The organism is Agromyces sp. CCNWLW213 (assembly GCF_037199545.1).
Taxonomy (GTDB): Bacteria; Actinomycetota; Actinomycetes; order Actinomycetales; family Microbacteriaceae; genus Agromyces.
This window is the reverse complement of the sequence record NZ_JBBBDX010000010.1, coordinates 43,582-61,904: the sequence shown is the minus strand read 5'-3', so window position 1 is coordinate 61,904 and position 18,323 is coordinate 43,582. Positions and strand designations below refer to the sequence as shown.

The following is an 18,323-nucleotide window of genomic DNA, read 5'->3' as shown; positions in this document are numbered from 1 at the left end:
GCCGCGCGTCCTATTCCGCCGACCGGGCGCGCAGCTTCGCGATCTCGTAGAGCGTGACGGAGGCCGCGATGCCCGCGTTCAGCGACTCGGTCGCCGCCGAGATGGGGATCGACACGATCGCGTCGCACGTCTCGGTGACCAACCGCGAGAGGCCCTTGCCCTCGGAGCCGACGACGACCACGATGGGCCGGTCGGCGAAATCGAGGCCGGGCAGCGAGACGTCGCCGTCGCCGTCCAGTCCGAGCACGAACACCCCGCGCTCCTTGAGCGCCTTGAGCGTCTGCGTCAGGTTCGGCGCCATCGCGACCGGCACGCGCGCGGCCGCCCCGGCCGACGTCTTCCACGCCGCCGCGGTCACGCCGACCGAGCGGCGCTGCGGCACGATCACGCCCTGCCCGCCGAACGCGGCCGTGGAGCGGATGATCGCGCCGAGGTTCCGCGGGTCGGTGATCCCGTCGAGCGCGACGAGCAGCGGCGTCTCGTCGTCGGCGAGCACCTCGTCGAGCAGGTCGATGGGGTGCGCGTACTCGTAGGGCGGCACCTTCAGCGCCAGGCCCTGGTGCACGCCGCCCTCGCCGGCGAGCCGGTCGAGCTCGGGCCGCATGACCTCGAGGATCGGGATGCCGCGGTTGGTCGCGACCTTCACGGCCTCCTTCACGCGGTCGTCCATCTCGATGCGGGCCGCGATGTAGAGCGTCGTCGCGGGGATGCGCGTGCGCAGCGCCTCCACGACGGCGTTGCGCCCGGTCACGATCTCGGACTCGTCGCCCGACTTCGAGCGGCGGGCCGCGCCCGACGCACCGCGCGGGGCGCCGGCGCGCTGGGGTGCGCGGCCGCCCGACTTCGCCGCGGCCCGTTCGGCCGCCGCCTTGCGCTTGTGCGCCTTGTGGTACGGCCGGTCCTCGGCCTTGGGCGTCGGCCCCTTGCCCTCGAGGGCCTTGCGGCTGTGCCCGCCGGTCCCGACCTTCTGGCCCTTGCCCTTCTTGCGCACGGCTCCCGCGCGAGGCTTTCCGCTGCTGCCCTTCATGACGTGAGGCTCCAATGCGTTCCGGTCTGGCTGTCTTCGATGGTGATGCCGGCGTCCGCGAGCTCGGCGCGGATGCGATCGGCGGTGGCCCAGTCCTTCGCGTCGCGCGCAGCGCGGCGGTCGTCGACGAGGCGGGCGACGAGGGTGTCGAGGGCGGAGGCGGCAGGCCCGTCATCCGTCGACCATGCCGCGTCGGCCGGGTCGATTCCGAGCACGCGCACCATCGCGACGACCTGCCCGCGGCGCTCCGCGGCGGCCGGGAGGTCCTCGTCGTCGAGGGCCTGGTTGCCGGCGCGGACGGTCTCGTGCAGCACGGCGAGCGCCTGCGGCACGCCGAGGTCGTCGTCCATGGCCTCGGCGAACGCGGCGGGCCACGTGGCATCCGTGCCGGTGCCGGCGTGGTGCGTGCCGGTGAGGCGTCGGTCGACGCGCGCGAGGAAGGTGCGGATGCGGTCGACGGCGGCCTCGGCCTCGGCGAGCGCCTCGGGCGAGTAGTCGAGCGTCGAGCGGTAGTGCGCCTGGCCGAGGTAGTACCGCACGGCGAGCGGCGAGGCGAGCTCGAGCAGCTCGCCGGCGTAGACCGAGTTGCCGAGCGACTTCGACATCTTCTGGCCGCCGACGTTCACGAGCCCGTTGTGCACCCAGTAGCGGGCGAACGGCTGGCCGTCGGCGTTGGACTGCGCGAGCTCGTTCTCGTGGTGCGGGAACCGGAGGTCGAGCCCGCCGCCGTGGAGGTCGAACTCGGGGCCGAGGTAGCGCGCCGCCATCGCGGAGCACTCGATGTGCCATCCGGGCCGCCCGTGACCCCAGGGCGCATCCCACCCTGCGGATTCGGGCTCGGTCTCCTTGCGCCCCTTCCAGAGCGCGAAGTCGCGCGGGTCGCGCTTGCCGCGGGGGTCGGAGTCGGCCGCGGCCTCCATGTTCTCGCGCGCCTGCCTGGTGAGCTCGCCGTAGGCGGGCCAGGTCGTGGTGTCGAAGTAGACGTCGCCGGACCCGTCGGGGGCGACGTAGGCGCGGCCCGCCGCGATGAGCCGCGCGATGAGCTCCTGCATCTGCTGCACGCTCGCCGTCGCGCGCGGCTCGTAGGTCGGCGGGAGGATGCCGAGCGACTGGTACGCGGCGGTGAACTCGAGCTCGACCCGGTACGCGAGCGACCACCACTGGTCGGCGATGCCCTCGTCGGCGGCCGCGTTGAGGATCTTGTCGTCGATGTCGGTGACGTTGCGGATGAACGTGACCCGATCGCCCCGCGCCAGGAACCACCGGCGCATGAGGTCGTAGACGAGCGCGCTCCGCAGGTGCCCGATGTGCGGGCTCGACTGCACGGTCGGTCCGCAGACGTACATGCCGACGTGCCCCTCCTCGAGGGGCACGAAGTCACGCAGGGCCTGGGCCTTCGAGTCGTAGAGTCGCACGGTCACCCCGCAAGCCTACCGGCGGGCCCGCCGCAGGACCGGTGATGACGGATGCCGCGGCTCAGGCCGGCACGACGAGCGCGGTGGCGATGGCGGCGACGCCCTCGCCGCGACCGGTGAAGCCCAATCCGTCGGTGGTCGTCGCGGCGACGCTCACGGGAGCGCCCACGACGCGCGAGAGCAGCGTCTCGGCCTCCGCGCGGCGCGGCGCGAGCCTGGGGCGGTTGCCGAGCACCTGGACCGACACGTTGCCCACGTGGAATCCCGCCGCGGCGAGCCGTCGCACGGTCTCGGCCAGGAAGACGTCGCCGTGCGCACCGGCGAAGCGCGGGTCGGCCGTGCCGAACATGCCGCCGATGTCGCCGAGCCCGGCCGCCCCGAGGAGCGCGTCGCAGATCGCGTGCGCGACGGCGTCGCCGTCGGAGTGCCCGGAGAGTCCGCGCTCGCCCGGCCACTCGAGACCGGCGAGCCACAGGGGCGTGGCGGCGTCGTCGGCGAACGCGTGCACGTCGAGGCCCGTTCCGACGCGGGGCAGGGCGAGCGGTGCGTCGGCATCGACCGTCGCCGATGCGGGCTTCGGCGTGGCCTCCGCTTCGGCCCGGCGCAGCTGCCCGACGGCCTGCTCGACCCGGCGGAGGTCGGCCGGGACCGTGACCTTGAACGCCCGCGCATCGCCGGGCACCACGTCCACCTGCATGCCGGTGGACTCGAGGAGCGCGGCGTCGTCGGTGTGCTCTCCGTGCGCGCGTGAGTAGGCGTACTCGAGCGCCGATCGCGGGAAGCCCTGCGGCGTCTGCATCGCCGCGAGTTCGGACCGATCGACCGTCGCGACGATGCGGCCCGCGGCATCCACCCGCTTGATGGTGTCGATCACGGGAAGGCCGGGGACGACCCCGTGCCCGCGGGCCCGCACGACGGCGGCGACCTCGTCGAAGAGGAGCGACGGCGTGAGCGGTCGCGCCGCGTCGTGCACGAGCACGGTCGAGATGCCGACGGGCAGCGCCGCGAGGCCGCGCGCGACGGACTCCTGCCGGGTGTCGCCCCCGGGCACGACGTCGACGACAGCGGATGCCGCGCCGGGGCGCGCCTCGGCGATGGCCCGCGCCTCGTCGAGGCGATCGCCCGGGGCGACCACCACGACGTGCGGGGCGTCGCGCATGCCGAACACGGCATCGAGCGCCACGCCGAGGATCGTGTCGTCACCGAGCGGCACGAACGCCTTCGGCTCGGCATGGCCCAGACGCGTGCCGCTGCCGGCGGCGACGACGATGACGGCGACGGTCGAATCGTTCACGCGACGAGCGTATCGCCGCCCGGGACGACGATCGCCGCTCGGCGCGTGCTGCGCCGGCGGCGATCGTCGGAACCCGGACTCGGGCTACGAGGCGAGGACCTCGTCGAGGACGGTCGACGCCTGCTCCTCGTCGGTCTTCTCGGCCAGCGCGAGCTCGGAGATCAGGATCTGCCGAGCCTTGGCCAGCATGCGCTTCTCGCCCGCGGAAAGCCCGCGGTCCTGGTCGCGGCGCCACAGGTCGCGCACGACTTCGGAGACCTTGATCACGTCGCCCGAGGCGAGCTTCTCGAGGTTCGCCTTGTAGCGGCGCGACCAGTTGGTCGGCTCTTCGGTGAAGGGGGCGCGGAGCACCTCGAAGACCTTGTCGAGGCCTTCCTTGCCGATGACGTCACGCACGCCGACGAGGTCGACGTTCTCGGCCGGAACCTCGATGACGAGGTCGCCCTGCGTGACGTTCAGCTTGAGGTAGAGCTTCTCTTCGCCCTTGATGATGCGTTTCTTGACTTCGACGATCGTCGCGGCTCCGTGGTGGGGGTAGACAACGGTCTCGCCAACCTCAAACAGCATGAATAGACGTCCTTTCGGCAACTTTCAGGATATCACACCGAGGTAGTGCTAGGGTTCCGCCTCCACGCCCGGAGCCGCGCTGGGCCGTAGGCTAGACTCGTCGGAGTTCCCTGCGCGCGGCTGCATGCACCCGCGCGCACGCATGTCTCGTTGGAGGTTCTGTGAAGGCGCGTCTCGCGGCATCCGCTGCACTGGCTCTCGGCATCGCCATCGGCGGAAGCGGCTGCGCCATGATCACCTACCAGGCGACCACCGAGAAGTACGACCCGAGCGACGGCGTCTCGGCCGACGTCGGCGACCTCGCCATCCGCAACATCCTCGTCATCAGCGAGGACGGCGACGAGGGCAGCATGATCCTGTCGGTCACCAACTCCGGTTCGGAGGACGCCACGCTCGAACTCGAGATCGGCGGCGAGACCCTCGAGGTCGAGGTCGAGGCCGGCCAGACGGTGGCGCCCGGCGCCGGCGACGAGGACCCCCTGACCGTCGAGCGGCTCGACGCCGAGGTGGGCGGGCTCGTCCAGGTCTACGCCACCACGTCGGGCGCCGAGGGCCGCGAGATCGAGGTACCCGTGCTCGACGGCCGCCTCCCCGAGTACGAAGACCTCCTGCGGTAGGCAGGTTCGAACGAACGATCCGAGCGGATGCCGCGGCGCGAGCGCGCGGCATCCGCTTCGTCGTCTCAGGCCTCGAACCGGTACCCCAGGCCGCGCACCGTCACGAGCTGCACGGGCTCCGAGGGCGCGACCTCGATCTTCGAGCGGATGCGCTTGATGTGCACGTCGAGCGTCTTGGTGTCGCCGAAGTAGTCGCTGCCCCACACGCGGTCGATGAGCTGGCCGCGCGTGAGCACGCGGCCGGCGTTGCGCATGAGCAGCTTCAGCAGCTCGAACTCCTTGAGCGGCATCGCCACCGCCTCGCCGTCGACCTCGACCGTGTGGCGGTCCACGTCCATGCGCACGCGACCGCCGGTGATGATCGCCTCGTCGACGTCGTCGTGCTCGACCCGCCGGCGCAGGACGGCGCGGATGCGGGCGAGCAGCTCGCGCGTCGAGTAGGGCTTCGTCACGTAGTCGTCCGCGCCGAGCTCGAGCCCGACGACGATGTCCACCTCGGAGTCCTTGGCGGTGAGCATGATGATCGGCACCTGCGAACGCTGCCGGATCTCCCGGCACACCTCGGTGCCGGGCAGGCCCGGGAGCATGAGGTCGAGGAGCACGAGGTCGGCGCCGTTGCGGTCGAACGCGGACACGGCGGAGGGCCCGTCGGCGGCGACCTCCACCTCGTAGCCCTCGCGCTCGAGCAGGAAGCTCAGCGGCTCGCTCAGCGCGATCTCGTCCTCGACGAGCAGGATGCGGGTCACGTGGGGTCTCCTCGGGACGGGGCGGCGGGGAGCGCCGCGGCGATGCGATCGGGGGTCTCAGCGGCCTCGGCCGCCGCCGTGGCCGGCGCCGCGCCGCGATCGGCCGGGCCCGCGACCACGGTCTCGGCCTCGGCCTCGCCGCCCTCGGACTCCGGCTCGGGCGCCGCGACCGGCGGCTCGGCGAGCGGCAGCCGGATGGTGAAGGTGGAGCCGCGGCCCGGCTGGGACCAGACCCGCACGTCCCCGCCGTGGTTCTGCACCGTGTGCTTCACGATGCTGAGCCCGAGGCCGGAGCCGCCCGTGTTCCGCGAGCGCGCCTGGTCGACTCGGTAGAACCGCTCGAACACGCGGTCCTGGTCCTCCGGGGCGATGCCGATGCCCTGGTCGGCGACCGCGATCTCGACCGCGTCGCCGTCGACGGTGACGCCGACGCCCACCCGGCCGCCCTCGCTCGAGTAGGCGATGGCGTTCGCGACGAGGTTGTGCACGGCGACGACCATGAGCGCCTGGTCGCCGTAGACCTTCGCCTTCGACTTGGCGCGCAGGCGCACCTCGATGCCCTTCGCGGCGGCGACCACACGGTTCTGGTCCACCGCGGCCGCGACGATGCGGTCGACGTCGAGCAGCTCGTCGCGGCGCAGCGCGTCGCGCGCCTGCAGTCGGGACAGCTCGATGACCTCGCTCGTGATGTGGCCGAGCCGCGTCGACTCGACCGCGAGGCGGTCGGCGAACCGGCGCACGCGCTCCGGCTCGTCGGCGGCATGGTCGAGCGCCTCGGCGAGCAGGCTCACCGACGCGATCGGCGTCTTCAGCTCGTGGCTGATGTTCGCGATGAAGTCGCGTCGCACCTCGTCGAGCCGGCGCGCCTCGGTGCGGTCGTCGGCGAGCAGCAGCACGAAGCGCGTGCCCAGCCGGGCGACGCGCACGTCGACCTGCATGGTGGCGTCGCTGAACGGCCCGCGCGCGAGTACGAGCTCGGTCCCCACGGGCTCGCCCGTGCGCCGGACCGCGGACACCAGGTCGATGAGCTCCTGGTGCGCCAGCATCTGGTTGCGCACGAGCCCCATCGCCAGCGCGCCGGGCGAGGCCCGCAGCACGTTGTTCGACGGATCGAGCACGACGCCCGCGGACTCGAGGACGTCGAGCACCTGGTCGACCCCGTCGGGAATGGTGGGCGCGACCACGCGCGCAGCGCTCTGCCCGCGCCGTTCGGCGATGTGCAGCACCACGGTGAAGCCGGCCCCGATGAGCACGCCGAACGCGAGCGCGGCGAGCACGGACCAGGTGGAGTCCATGCGTCCAACGATAACCACCGGGCGAGGCCGTCACGTCCGGGATCCCGCCGGACGAGGGTAGGTTAGGGAGTGTTCAGGAGCACGGCACCTGCCGTTCACCTGCGCCGGGGAGGATGTCGCGAGTCGGCCGGCTGCCGGCTGCTCCCGCGTGCCCGACGCGCGGAGCCGAGACCGAAGGGGTCGGAATTCATGCGTGAGGTGTTCCAGCAGGAACTGCGAGAGGTCCAGGACGGGCTCGTCGAGATCGCGACGCTCGTCGCCGAGGCCATCGAGAAGGCGACGCGCGCCTTCAACGAGTCCAACGTGAGCCTCGCCGAAGAGGTGATCGCCGACGACCACCTGATCGACCAGCGCGCGCAGGCGCTCGACGAGCTCGCCATCACGATCCTCGCCCGCCAGCAGCCCGTGGCCCGTGACCTGCGCATCGTCGTGAGCGCGCTGCGCATCTCGGCGTCGCTCGAGCGCATGGGCGACATGGCCACGCACATCTCGCAGCTCGCCCGCTACCGCTTCCCCGACAAGGTGGTGCCGAAGAGCCTGCGCCCGACGTTCTCCGAGATGGGCACGCTCGACGTCGAGATCGCGCGCCGGCTCGTCGAGCTGCTCCGCAACGAGGACGTCCGCCTGGCCGAGGAGATCCGCAACGAGGACGACAAGGTCGACGCGCTCCACCTCTCGGTCTTCGACAAGGTCCTCGGCGAGACCTGGAAGGGCGAGGCCGTCGACACGGTCGACGCGACCCTCGCGAGCCGGTACCACGAGCGCTTCGCCGACCACGCGGTCTCGATCGCGAAGAAGGTCCAGTACCTGGCCACGGGCGACTGGGTCCCGGAACCCGTCTGATCCCCCGGCGCCGCGAGGCGCGCCGACGACGAAGGGCCGAGCGGATGCGACATCCGCTCGGCCCTTCGCATGCCCGGGGCGGCTACTTCTTGCCCTGCGCCGCCACCGCGGCCGCGCCCGCCGCCGCCGCCTCGGGATCGAGGTACTCGGCCGGCTTGGTCGGCATGAAGTCGTCGCCGAGCTCGTAGACGAGCGGGATGCCCGTGGGGATGTTCAACTCGGCGATGTCCTCGTCGGAGATGCCGTCGAGGTGCTTCACGAGCGCGCGCAGCGAGTTGCCGTGGGCGGTGACGAGCACCGTCCTGCCCGTGCGCAGGTCGGGGATGATGTCGGTCTCCCAGTACGGGAGCATGCGCGCGATGACGTCCTTCAGGCACTCGGTGCGCGGCATCTCGTCCTCCGACAGGTTCGCGTAGCGCGGGTCGCCGACCTGCGACCACTCGCTGTCGTCGTCGATGGGCGGCGGCGGGGTGTCGAACGAGCGGCGCCACAGCATGAACTGCTCCTGGCCGTACTTCTCGAGGGTCTCGGCCTTGTCGAGTCCCTGCAGCGCGCCGTAGTGGCGTTCGTTGAGCCGCCACGAGCGTCGCACGTCGATCCAGAGTCGGTCTGCCTCCTCGAGCGCGAGGTCGGCGGTCTGGATGGCGCGCGTGAGCACCGACGTGTGCAGCACGTCGGGCAGCACGCCCTTCTCGACGAGCAGCTCGCCCGCCCGCTTCGCCTCGGCGCGCCCGAGGTCGCTGAGTCGCACGTCGACCCAGCCGGTGAACAGGTTCTTCTGGTTCCAGTCGCTCTGGCCGTGGCGCAGCAGCACGAGGGTGTAGACCATGCGCACCAGCCTACCGGCGCGCCATCCCGCCCTCACGGCGCGGGTCGCGCGGTGACGGATGCCGCGTCGCGGGCGCTCGCGACTGCGAGACTGGTGGCATGCCGGTCGGATCCATCACGCGGGGCACGACGAACACGAACCGCCTGCGCCGCGTCGACCGCTGGATCGCCGAGCAGCCCGCGTTGCGGCGCGCGGCCGACCCGCTCGTGGTCGACCTCGGCTACGGGGCGAGCGGCGTGACGGCGTTCGAGCTCGCCGCCCGGCTGCGCCGCACGCGTCCGGACGTGCGCGTGCTCGGCCTCGAGATCGACCCGGCGCGCGTGCGCACGGCCGACGCGCAGCTCGTCGAGGTGCGCGGAGGACGCACCCCGTTCCCCGCCGACCTCCCGGTGTCGTTCGGGCTGGGCGGGTTCGAGGTGCCCGTGCCGGGCGGCGGCGCGCCCGCGGTGATCCGGGCGTTCAACGTGCTGCGGCAGTACGACGAGGCCGACGTCGCCGGGGCCTGGGCGCGCATGGTCGAGCGGCTCGCGCCGGGCGGCCTGCTCGTCGAGGGCACGTGCGACGAGCTCGGCCGCGTGGCCGCGTGGGTCGGCGTGACGGATGCCGGACCTCGGACCCTGACGATCAGCCTCCGCCTGCGCGGACTCGAGGCGCCCTCGGTCGTGGCGGAGCGGCTGCCGAAGGCGCTCATCCACCGCAACGTCCCCGGCGAGCGCGTGCACGACCTGCTCACGGCGCTCGACCGGGCCTGGCGCGTGCACGCGCCGCTGTCGGTGTACGGACCGTCGCAACGCTGGATCGCCGTGGCGCGCACCCTCCGCGACGAGGGATGGCCGATGCACGGCGGGACCCGCCGCTGGCGGCTCGGCGAGCTGACGGTCGTGTGGGACGCGGTCGCGCCGGGCGCGGCGGCATCCGCTCGCTGACGTCGCGACCCGGTCAGTGGCGGATGCCGAGTCGCGGCAGGCGCGGCACCTCGACCGCGGCGCCGGCACCGGCCGGCACGATCTCGACCTGGGCGGCGGCGACGTCGATGCCGTGGCTCTCGACGATGAGCTCGAGCTCGGGCGGCACCGCGCGCTTGACGACGGCGAGCGCGATCGGGCCGAGCTCGTGGTGCAGGCCGGCCGACGTGACGTGGCCGACGACGCGCCGCTCGGGCTCCTCGCCCGGGGCGGGCTCGGGGCGGACCTTGACGCCCACGACCTCGTCGCCCGGCTTCGGCAGCACCGTGTCGCTGCCGTCGAGGTGCAGCATCACCAGGCGCCGGGGCGGCCGGCCGAGGTTCACGACCTTCGCCACCGTCTCCTGGCCGCGGTAGCAGCCCTTGTGCAGGTCGACGGCGCTGCGGAGCCAGTCGAGCTCGTGCGGCAGCGTCTTCTCGTCGACCTCGGTCGCGAAGCGCGGCCGCCACGCGGCGATGCGGAGCGCCTCGAGGGCGAGCACGCCGGCGGGCTCGGTCGCGCCGGATCGGACGGCGGCGGCGAGGCCGACGAGCGCCTCCCGCGGCACGATCACCTCGACGTAGCGCCAGAACGCCCCCGGGTGCGCCGGATCCACGGCGTAGCGGTGCCCGCCGGGGAGCTCGAGCCGCCAGGGATCGGTCCACCGGAGCGCGCCGTCGGGCAGGTGGAGCGGGAACGCGTCGCCGTCGGGCATCGCGGCGACGACCGCGACCTCGCTCGAGACGTCGGCGACCTCGACGCGCAGCATGAACCGCATGCGATCCAGCCACGACGCCAGCGCGGGCGCGTCGTCGCGCTCCGCGACGAGCCACGTGCGCTCGCCGTCGTCGACGACGTGCACCGCGTGCTCGACGTGGCCCGACGCGTCGAGGAAGAGCGCCTCGGCCGACTCGCCCGGTCGAAGGTGGTCGAGCCGCTGGCTGGCCATCGAGTTGAGCCACGACAGCCGGTCCGGTCCCGTCACGGTCACCACGCCGCGGTGCGACAGGTCGACGACGGCGCGGCCCCGCTCGAGTCGGCGCTGCTCGACCATCGGGTTGCCGTAGTGCGCGGGGACGCCCTCGTCGACGCCCTCCGCGGGAACGGCGCCGGGCAGGGCGAGGAACGGCGACGCGGTCATCAGTCGACCTTCGCGAGACGCGCGCTGGCGTGGGTGCGGAGGTCCTGGCCGAGCGCGGCGATGTCCCACGCCCAGAGCAGGTGGTTCTCGACGAGGCCGTACAGCCGCGTGGCGGCCGCGTACTCCTTCGCGCCTGCGGCGCGCATCACGGCATCGGTCGCGAGATCGATGCGCGGTCCCTTCACCTGCCCGAGGTACAGCTCGCTGACGCCGCCCGGGTGCACGACCGAGACCTCGAGGTCGAAGCCGCCGGCGGCGTTGCGCAGCGTCTCGACGGCCTCGGCGTCGGGGAAGCGCGTGGGACCGGTTGCCGGCAGGAGCGCCGGGCCGGGGTCGCCCTCGCCGAGCGGTCGTGCGAGCCGCCAGTAGCCGGTCTCGGCGGCGATGGGCGTCGGCTCGCCGCCTTCGGCCCCGGGGAACAGCCACGTGGACGACGTGTAGTTGAGGTAGGGCAGCCCGTCGTGGCTGAAGCTCACGCGCTGCCCGAACTCGTGGGTGACCGAGTCGTCGCCGACCTTGTAGTCGATGACGCCCGAGCCCTCCCACACCCCGATGAGCCAGGAGAGCGGAACGAGCTCCGGGGGGAGGTCGACCGGGAGTTCGATCACGGCCTAGCGCTGCCCCTTGAAGAGCCGGAAGACGACCACGCCGCTCACCCAGGCGATGGCGAGGCTCGCGAGCCCGAGCAGGCCGATGAAGAAGAGTTCGAGGGCGAGCAGCGAATCCATGCAGCGAGTCTACCCGCTGCTCAGAGGACGATCGGCAGCAGCGCGAGCGCCGCGAGCGCGACGACCACGACCGCTCCCGCGATCGACGCGCTGATGCGTCCGACGAACCCGTGCGGCTCGCGCGAGGCGAGCTGCAGCGCCATCGACGCGATGACGGATGCCGCGAGCACCATGCCGAGCGGCGCGTACGCCGCCGTCGCCGAGTCGTCGCCGAACCACTCGCGCCGCCCCGCGGAGGCGGCCGCCACGACGAGGACCGAGCCCACCGCCGCGACGGCCCACACGACGGGGATGGCCCAGCGGCCCCAGGCGTTGGCCGGCGCGGGCGACGCGGCGGGCGGGACCGTGTGACCGTGTGCGTCGCCCATGGCGTCCCCCGTTCCGCGGCGCCCCCTCGGACGTCCCGTAGTATTGACCGCACCTTACTACTGGAGGGTGCTCGTGGCGCAGCTGCTGATCCTGACGCCGGCAGCCAACGACGACGTTCTCCCGGCCCTGTCACTCCTCACCCACCGGGTGCGCGTGATCCCCGCGTCGCCCGACCAGCTGGTGCGGGCCCCGGAGTCCGACCTCGTCTTCCTCGATGCGCGGACCAACCTCGCGGGCGCCAAGGCGCTCGCCCAGATCCTCCGCACGACCGGTCTCTCGGTCCCGCTCGTGCTGGTCGTCACCGAGGGCGGCCTGACGGCGGTCACGCCCGATTGGGGCGTCGACGACGTCATCCTCGAGCAGGCCGGCCCGGCCGAGATCGACGCCCGCATCCGGCTCGCCGTCGGGCGCGCGCAGGCCTCGCAGCCCGCGGAGCGCATCCAGACCTCGGGCGTCGTCATCGACGAGGCCAGCTACTCCGCCAAGGTCCACGGGCGCACGCTCGACCTCACCTACAAGGAGTTCGAGCTGCTGCGGTTCCTCGCCGCGCACCCGTCGCGGGTCTTCACGCGCGAGCAGCTGCTCAGCGAGGTGTGGGGCTACGACTACTTCGGCGGCACGCGAACGGTCGACGTGCACGTGCGGCGGCTCCGGGCCAAGCTCGGCGACCTCGACAGCCTCATCGGCACCGTGCGCAACGTGGGCTACCGGTTCAACGTCCACGAGGAGGACGAGCGCGACGCCGACGTCACCGTCCGGTGACATCCGCTTCACCACCCGGTCGCACCCCGGTGGCATGATGTGGGGATGACGGCCGAGACCACCCTCGACGAGGACCGCACCGCGAGCGATTTCGACGACGACTTCGAGCCGCTCGACACGGATGGCGCGCCCGAGCTCGTCGCGGAGCGGTACCTCGACCGCGAACTCAGCTGGCTCGCCTTCAACCAGCGCGTCCTCGAGCTCGCCGAGGACCCGCGCCTTCCGGTGCTCGAGCGGGCGAACTTCCTCGCGATCTTCGCGTCGAACCTCGACGAGTTCTTCATGGTCCGGGTCGCGGGCCTGAAGCGCCGCATCAACACCGGGCTGGCCGTGCCGACGAACGTGGGCCGCACGCCGCACGAGGTGCTCACCGACATCTCGCGGAAGGCGCACGAGCTGCAGCTGCGGCACGCCGCCGCGTACCAGGACCTCGTCAAGCCCGCCCTGGCCGATGCCGGCATCCGGATCGTCTCGTGGGACGACCTCGACGAGGCCGAGCACGCCCACCTGCACGAGTTCTTCAGCGCCCAGATCTTCCCCGTCCTCATGCCGCTCGCGGTCGACCCGGCGCACCCGTTCCCGTACATCTCCGGGCTCTCGCTCAACCTGTCCGTCCGGGTGCGCAACAGCCGGACGGGGCGGCTCGAGTTCGCGCGCGTCAAGGTGCCGCAGATGCTGCACCGGTTCGTGCGCGTCGACCCGGCCGAACCCGTCGAGGACGCCCGCTACATCGCCCTCGAGGACCTCATCTCGAACCACCTCGGCGACCTGTTCCCCGGCATGGAGATCCTCGAGCACCACGTGTTCCGAGTGACCCGCAACGAGGACGTCGAGATCGAGGAGGACGAGACCGAGAACCTCATCAAGGCCCTCGAGAAGGAGCTCCTGCGGCGCCGGTTCGGACCGCCGATCCGCCTCGAGATCTCGAACGACATGGACGACGTGACGCTCGGCCTGCTCGTGCGCGAGCTCGACGTCACCGAGCAGGAGGTCTACCGCCTCCCCGCCCCGCTCGACCTCGGCGGGCTGTTCGACCTCGCCCGGATCGACCGCCCCGAGCTGCACTACCCCACGCACGTGCCGGCGACGAACGCGCAGCTCATGCGGTCCGAGCCCAACCTGCCGGCCGACGTCTTCGGCGCCGTGGCCCGCAAGGACGTGCTGCTCCACCACCCGTACGAGTCGTTCGCGACGAGCGTGCAGGCCTTCCTCGAGCAGGCCGCCGCCGACCCCGACGTGCTCGCCATCAAGCAGACGCTGTACCGCACGTCGGGCGACAGCCCCATCGTCGAGGCGCTCATCGACGCGGCCGAGTCGGGCAAGCAGGTGCTCGCGCTCGTCGAGATCAAGGCCCGCTTCGACGAGCAGGCGAACATCTCGTGGGCACGCAAGCTCGAGAAGGCGGGCGTGCACGTGGTGTACGGCCTCGTCGGGCTGAAGACGCACTGCAAGCTCGCGCTCGTCATCCGGCAGGAGAAGGGCCGGCTGGTGCACTACAGCCACATCGGCACCGGCAACTACAACCCCAAGACCAGCCGCATCTACGAAGACCTGGGCCTGCTCACCGCCGACGACCAGGTCGGCAAGGACCTGACCAGGCTCTTCAACGAACTCTCGGGCTACGCGATCGAGAAGAAGTTCAAGCGCCTGCTCGTCGCCCCGCTCCACCTGCGCAAGGGTCTGCTGAAGCTCATCGCGCAGGAGATCCGCAACGCCGAGGACGGCCTGCCCGGCGGCATCCGGATCAAGGTGAACTCGATGGTCGACGAGGCCATCATCGACGGGCTCTACCGCGCCTCGAACGCGGGCGTCCCGGTCGAGATCTGGGTGCGCGGCATCTGCAGCCTGCGACCGGGCATCGCCGGCCTCAGCGAGAACATCACCGTGCGCTCCATCCTCGGCCGCTACCTCGAGCACTCGCGCATCTTCACGTTCCACAACGGCGGCGAGCCCGTCGTGTACATCGGCTCGGCCGACATGATGCACCGCAACCTCGACCGTCGCGTCGAGGCGCTCGTGCGGCTCACCGATCCCGACCACGTCGCCGACATCGGCGAGCTGTTCGACCAGGCGATGGACGACGGCACGAGCTCCTGGTGGCTCGCCGGCGACGGCACCTGGACCCGGCACTCGACGGATGACGCCGGCTCGCCCCTCGCCGACCTGCAGCACCTCCGCATCGAGCGGGTCGCGCAGCGCACGTCCCGGGTCGTCCGGAGCGCACGATCGGCGAAGCGCCGATGAGCCAGGTCGCGACCGCCGTCTACGCAGCCGGCGCGATCTGCTGGCGCGTCATCGACGGACGCGTCCACGTGCTCGTGGTGCACCGGACCGTGTACGGCGACGTCACGATCCCGAAGGGCAAGGTCGACCCCGGCGAGACGCTTCCGCGCACCGCCGTGCGCGAGATCGCCGAGGAGACGGGCCTGCGCGTCGCACTCGGGGTGCCGCTCGGCATCTCGCGCTACGCCCTGCCCAGCGGGCGCGAGAAGATCGTGCACTACTGGGCGGCCCGTGTGAGCGAGAAGGCGGTGCAGCGATCGACCTTCCGCCCCAACGCCGAGATCGCCGCGCTCGAGTGGGTCACGATCAAGCGCGCCCGCAGCTACCTGACGTACGAGCCGGATCGCGAGATCCTCGACAACTTCGCCACGCTCGTCGACCAGGGCGTGACCTCGACGTTCGGCCTCATCGTGCTGCGGCACGGCAAGGCGCAGGCGCGCGGCTCCTGGGACGGGACCGACACGACGCGACCCCTCGTCGAGCGCGGCGTGCGCCAGGCCGTGGCGCTCGCCGACACGTTGAGGGCCTGGGCCCCGCGGAAGATCGTGTCCAGTCCGGCCGTGCGCTGCGTCACGACCGTGACGCCGCTCTCCGCGGCATCCGGCATCACCGTCAAGCGCGACGACGGGATCAGCCAGGACGCGTGGGAGGCGGGTCGCGACGAGGTCCGCCGCGTGATCGGCAAGCGCGTGCGCGTCGGCAAGACGGCGGTGATCTGCAGCCACGGCCCCGTACTGCCCGAGATCATGCGCGAGATCGCGCTCGCGACGGGCACGCCGCTCGGCTCCTACGTGACGGACGCCGCGGGCCTCGAGGTGGGCGAGTTCAGCGTCGTGCACCTCTCGGCCTCCAACCCCTCGTCGGGCATCATCGCCATCGAGACGCACGCTCCGAAGTCCTGATCCCTCGAACCCGACCATGCAGCGGATGCGCAGGTTCCCCACCCCTCCGGCCAGTGGGTGTTCACCTGCCGTTCACCCGAGTGGGTTTCGCTGTTCACGCGATCGCGAGTCGGAACCGGCCGCGCCGGCCGATCCCCCGCTTCCGTGTCCCCCACCCGAAGGATCCCAGTGAATCGCACGCGCCTGCTCACGTCCGCCGCGCTCGCGGCGACGACCGCCCTCCTGCTCTCCTCGTGCGCCGTCAACGAGATGGGACTGGAGGACACCGGGTCGACGCTCAACGGGTACGTCATCGGCGCCGGCTCCTCGGCGCAGGGCGCCGCGCAGCAGGCCTGGGTGGCGGGCTTCCAGACCGCCCACCCGCGCGTGACGGTCGATTACGACCCGTCGGGATCGGGCGCCGGCCGCGACACGTTCATGGAGGGCGCGAGCGACTTCGCCGGGTCGGACCGCGCGTACACGCTCGACGAGCTGGAGAAGGGCCGCTTCGGCCGCTGCGCCCCGGACTCGACGGTCCTCCAGCTGCCGCTGTACATCTCGCCGATCGCCGTGGTCTTCCGGCTCGACGGGATCGAGACCCTGAACCTCGACGCCGCGACGATCGCCGGGATCTTCGCCGGCGACGTCGTCGAGTGGAACGACCCCGCGATCGCCGCGACCAACCCCGGCGTCGAGCTGCCCGACCTGCCGATCACGGCCGTCCACCGCTCCGACGACTCCGGTACGACCGAGAACTTCACGGAGTACCTGCACGCCGCCGCCCCGGACGCGTGGGAGTGGGAGGCCGACGGCGTCTGGCCGTTCGCCGGCGGCGAGGCCGCGCAGGGCAACTCGGGCGTGGTCGACACGGTCGGCAACGGCGTGGGCACCATCGGGTACGCCGACGCCTCGCGCGCGGGCGGCCTGGGCACCGTGGCCGTGCAGGTCGGCGACGAGTTCGTGCCGTTCTCGACCGAGGCCGCCGCCGCCATCGTCGACGCGTCGCCGCTCGAGGAGGGCCGCGAGGAGGGCGACCTCGCCATCGAGATCGATCGCACCACCCAGCAGGCGGGCGTCTATCCCATCGTGCTCGTCAGCTACCTCATCGCGTGCCAGGAGTACGTCTCGCCCGAGAACGTCGAGGTCGTGCGGGAGTACCTCGCCTACGTCGCGAGCGAGGAGGGCCAGCAGGCCGCCGCCGCCGACGCGGGTTCGGCGCCGATCTCCGACGCGGTGCGCGATCAGGCCATGCAGGCGATCGAGTCGATCCGCTGAGCGCCGCCCGGGCTCGCCGAGCGGACGTCCGGTGCCGTCCGCCCGGCGGACTCCCAGCAACGGCATCCCGTCCGGTCAGTCCCGGTTCACCTCCCGTTCACCCTCGTGGGGGACGCTCGTCACGCACGCTGGTTAGCGTCGCAGGCAGGTCGGCACCGGCCCACCCCCTGCATTCGAACCCCCGGAAGGGAATCACGTGAACCTCAAGCGTCTCGGCGCGCCCGCCGTCATCGCAGTGACCGCGGCACTCGCCCTCAGCTCCTGCGCTGCGAACGAGAGCGCCGCCACCGGCAACGACGAGGCCGGCTCGGAGTCCACGCTCTCCGGCAACCTGGTCGGCGCGGGCTCGTCCGCCATGGACGCCGCCCAGCAGGCCTGGATCGCGGAGTTCCAGAACGCCAACCCCGACGTCACGATCGACTACGACCCGTCCGGCTCGGGCGCGGGCCGCGACACGTTCCTCGAGGGCGCGAGCGGCTACGCCGGTTCCGACCGGGCGTTCAACGACGAGGAGATCGCCGCCGGCGGCTTCGCCGCGTGCGCGCCCGACTCGACGATCATCCAGCTGCCGCTCTACATCTCGCCGATCGCGGTCGTCTTCAACCTCGAGGGCGTCGACTCGCTGAACCTCGACCCGGCCACCATCGCGGGCATCTTCGCGGGCCAGATCACCAACTGGAACGACCCGGCCATCGCCGCGACGAACGACGGCGTCGAGCTGCCCGACCTCGCGATCACGCCCGTCCACCGCTCGGACGACTCGGGCACCACCGAGAACTTCACCGACTACCTCGCCCAGTCCGCGCCCGACGTGTGGACCTACGAGGCCGACGGCGTCTGGCCATTCGAGGGCGGCGAGGCCGCGCAGGGCACCTCGGGCGTGGTGGACGCGGTGACCAACGGCACCGGCACGATCGGCTACGCCGACGCGTCGCGCGCCGGCGACCTCGGCACCGTGGCGGTGCAGGTCGGCGACGAGTTCCTCGAGTACTCGCCCGAGGCCGCGGCCGCGATCGTCGACGTGTCGCCGTTCGTCGAGGGCCGCCCCGACGGCGACCTCTCGCTCGAGCTCGACCGCACGCCCGACGAGGCCGCCTACCCGATCGTGCTCGTCGCGTACTCGATCGCCTGCCAGCAGTACGAGGACTCGGCGACCGCCGAGCTCGTCAAGGCGTACTTCTCGTACATCGCCAGCGCGGAGGGCCAGGACGTGGCCGCCGAGAACGCCGGCTCGGCGCCGATCTCCGACGCCGTGCGCGAGCAGGCGGTCGCGGCGATCGACTCCATCCAGTAAGAAGGTCGTGCCC

General features: G+C 72.2%; 18 protein-coding genes. 8 read left to right on the top strand and 10 right to left on the bottom strand.

Annotated elements, in window-relative coordinates:
• Nucleotides 1-10: 10 nt before the first annotated feature.
• The 4 genes from rlmB to WBQ80_RS15670 form a co-directional block, all read right to left on the bottom strand.
• Nucleotides 11-1,027, bottom strand: a complete 1,017-nt coding sequence (gene rlmB / locus WBQ80_RS15685) for a 23S rRNA (guanosine(2251)-2'-O)-methyltransferase RlmB (protein ID WP_336572478.1) — start codon at nucleotides 1,025-1,027, stop codon at nucleotides 11-13.
• Nucleotides 1,024-2,448 (bottom strand): cysteine--tRNA ligase, encoded by a 1,425-nt coding sequence (cysS, locus tag WBQ80_RS15680; protein ID WP_337282604.1) that lies wholly within the window; start codon nucleotides 2,446-2,448, stop codon nucleotides 1,024-1,026. Before cysS ends, rlmB begins: the two co-directional genes overlap by 4 nt.
• Nucleotides 2,449-2,503: 55 nt before the next feature.
• The gene (gene ispD / locus WBQ80_RS15675; protein ID WP_336572482.1) at nucleotides 2,504-3,736 is read right to left on the bottom strand and encodes a 2-C-methyl-D-erythritol 4-phosphate cytidylyltransferase; all 1,233 of its coding nucleotides are present in this window, start codon (nucleotides 3,734-3,736) and stop codon (nucleotides 2,504-2,506) included.
• 84 nt (nucleotides 3,737-3,820) lie between these two features.
• Nucleotides 3,821-4,303: a CarD family transcriptional regulator gene (locus tag WBQ80_RS15670; RefSeq protein WP_067948714.1), complete on the bottom strand. Its 483-nt coding sequence runs from the start codon at nucleotides 4,301-4,303 to the stop codon at nucleotides 3,821-3,823.
• A gap of 161 nt (nucleotides 4,304-4,464) precedes the next feature.
• On the opposite strand from WBQ80_RS15670, the gene WBQ80_RS15665 reads away from it, so the two are divergent.
• Complete coding sequence (locus tag WBQ80_RS15665) at nucleotides 4,465-4,920, top strand: DNA modification methylase (protein ID WP_336572484.1); 456 nt, start codon at nucleotides 4,465-4,467, stop codon at nucleotides 4,918-4,920.
• A gap of 65 nt (nucleotides 4,921-4,985) precedes the next feature.
• On the opposite strand, the gene WBQ80_RS15660 is transcribed toward WBQ80_RS15665, so the two are convergent.
• Both WBQ80_RS15660 and WBQ80_RS15655 read right to left on the bottom strand, forming a co-directional pair.
• Entirely contained in the window at nucleotides 4,986-5,666 is a 681-nt protein-coding gene (locus WBQ80_RS15660; protein WP_336572485.1) for a response regulator transcription factor, read from the bottom strand.
• Complete coding sequence (locus tag WBQ80_RS15655) at nucleotides 5,663-6,961, bottom strand: sensor histidine kinase (RefSeq protein WP_336572487.1); 1,299 nt, start codon at nucleotides 6,959-6,961, stop codon at nucleotides 5,663-5,665. The genes WBQ80_RS15660 and WBQ80_RS15655 overlap by 4 nt, the downstream gene beginning before the upstream one ends.
• 189 nt (nucleotides 6,962-7,150) lie before the next feature.
• On the opposite strand from WBQ80_RS15655, the gene phoU reads away from it, so the two are divergent.
• On the top strand, nucleotides 7,151-7,804 hold the full coding sequence (gene phoU, locus WBQ80_RS15650; RefSeq protein WP_336572488.1) for a phosphate signaling complex protein PhoU: 654 nt from the start codon (nucleotides 7,151-7,153) through the stop codon (nucleotides 7,802-7,804).
• 82 nt (nucleotides 7,805-7,886) lie between these two features.
• Here phoU and WBQ80_RS15645 read toward each other — a convergent pair whose 3' ends face one another.
• The gene (locus tag WBQ80_RS15645) at nucleotides 7,887-8,633 is read right to left on the bottom strand and encodes a phosphoglyceromutase (RefSeq protein ID WP_336572490.1); all 747 of its coding nucleotides are present in this window, start codon (nucleotides 8,631-8,633) and stop codon (nucleotides 7,887-7,889) included.
• Nucleotides 8,634-8,731: 98 nt separating this feature from the next.
• Here WBQ80_RS15645 and WBQ80_RS15640 point away from each other — a divergent pair, with 98 nt between their 5' ends.
• On the top strand, nucleotides 8,732-9,559 hold the full coding sequence (locus WBQ80_RS15640; protein ID WP_337282603.1) for a class I SAM-dependent methyltransferase: 828 nt from the start codon (nucleotides 8,732-8,734) through the stop codon (nucleotides 9,557-9,559).
• Between the two features lie 13 nt (nucleotides 9,560-9,572).
• Here WBQ80_RS15640 and ygfZ read toward each other — a convergent pair whose 3' ends face one another.
• The 3 genes from ygfZ to WBQ80_RS15625 all read right to left on the bottom strand — a co-directional run bounded on the left by ygfZ (nucleotide 9,573) and on the right by WBQ80_RS15625 (nucleotide 11,814).
• Nucleotides 9,573-10,718: a CAF17-like 4Fe-4S cluster assembly/insertion protein YgfZ gene (ygfZ, locus tag WBQ80_RS15635; RefSeq protein WP_336572493.1), complete on the bottom strand. Its 1,146-nt coding sequence runs from the start codon at nucleotides 10,716-10,718 to the stop codon at nucleotides 9,573-9,575.
• Nucleotides 10,718-11,326 (bottom strand): FABP family protein, encoded by a 609-nt coding sequence (locus WBQ80_RS15630; RefSeq protein WP_336572494.1) that lies wholly within the window; start codon nucleotides 11,324-11,326, stop codon nucleotides 10,718-10,720. Before WBQ80_RS15630 ends, ygfZ begins: the two co-directional genes overlap by 1 nt.
• A gap of 140 nt (nucleotides 11,327-11,466) precedes the next feature.
• Nucleotides 11,467-11,814 carry a hypothetical protein gene (locus WBQ80_RS15625; protein WP_336572496.1) on the bottom strand — a complete coding sequence of 116 codons (348 nt, stop codon included), beginning with the start codon at nucleotides 11,812-11,814 and terminating at the stop codon, nucleotides 11,467-11,469.
• 73 nt (nucleotides 11,815-11,887) lie between these two features.
• On the opposite strand from WBQ80_RS15625, the gene WBQ80_RS15620 reads away from it, so the two are divergent.
• The 5 genes from WBQ80_RS15620 (at nucleotide 11,888) to WBQ80_RS15600 (ending at nucleotide 18,310) form a co-directional block, all read left to right on the top strand.
• A complete protein-coding gene (locus tag WBQ80_RS15620; RefSeq protein ID WP_336572528.1) occupies nucleotides 11,888-12,577 on the top strand; it encodes a response regulator transcription factor in 690 nt (229 codons plus the stop codon).
• 45 nt (nucleotides 12,578-12,622) lie between these two features.
• Nucleotides 12,623-14,821: an RNA degradosome polyphosphate kinase gene (locus WBQ80_RS15615; RefSeq protein ID WP_336572498.1), complete on the top strand. Its 2,199-nt coding sequence runs from the start codon at nucleotides 12,623-12,625 to the stop codon at nucleotides 14,819-14,821.
• A complete protein-coding gene (locus WBQ80_RS15610) occupies nucleotides 14,818-15,762 on the top strand; it encodes an NUDIX hydrolase (RefSeq protein WP_336572499.1) in 945 nt (314 codons plus the stop codon). Before WBQ80_RS15615 ends, WBQ80_RS15610 begins: the two co-directional genes overlap by 4 nt.
• Nucleotides 15,763-15,930: 168 nt before the next feature.
• Complete coding sequence (locus tag WBQ80_RS15605; protein ID WP_336572500.1) at nucleotides 15,931-17,016, top strand: phosphate ABC transporter substrate-binding protein PstS; 1,086 nt, start codon at nucleotides 15,931-15,933, stop codon at nucleotides 17,014-17,016.
• Between the two features lie 196 nt (nucleotides 17,017-17,212).
• A complete protein-coding gene (locus tag WBQ80_RS15600; protein ID WP_336572501.1) occupies nucleotides 17,213-18,310 on the top strand; it encodes a phosphate ABC transporter substrate-binding protein PstS in 1,098 nt (365 codons plus the stop codon).
• Nucleotides 18,311-18,323 lie beyond the last annotated feature (13 nt).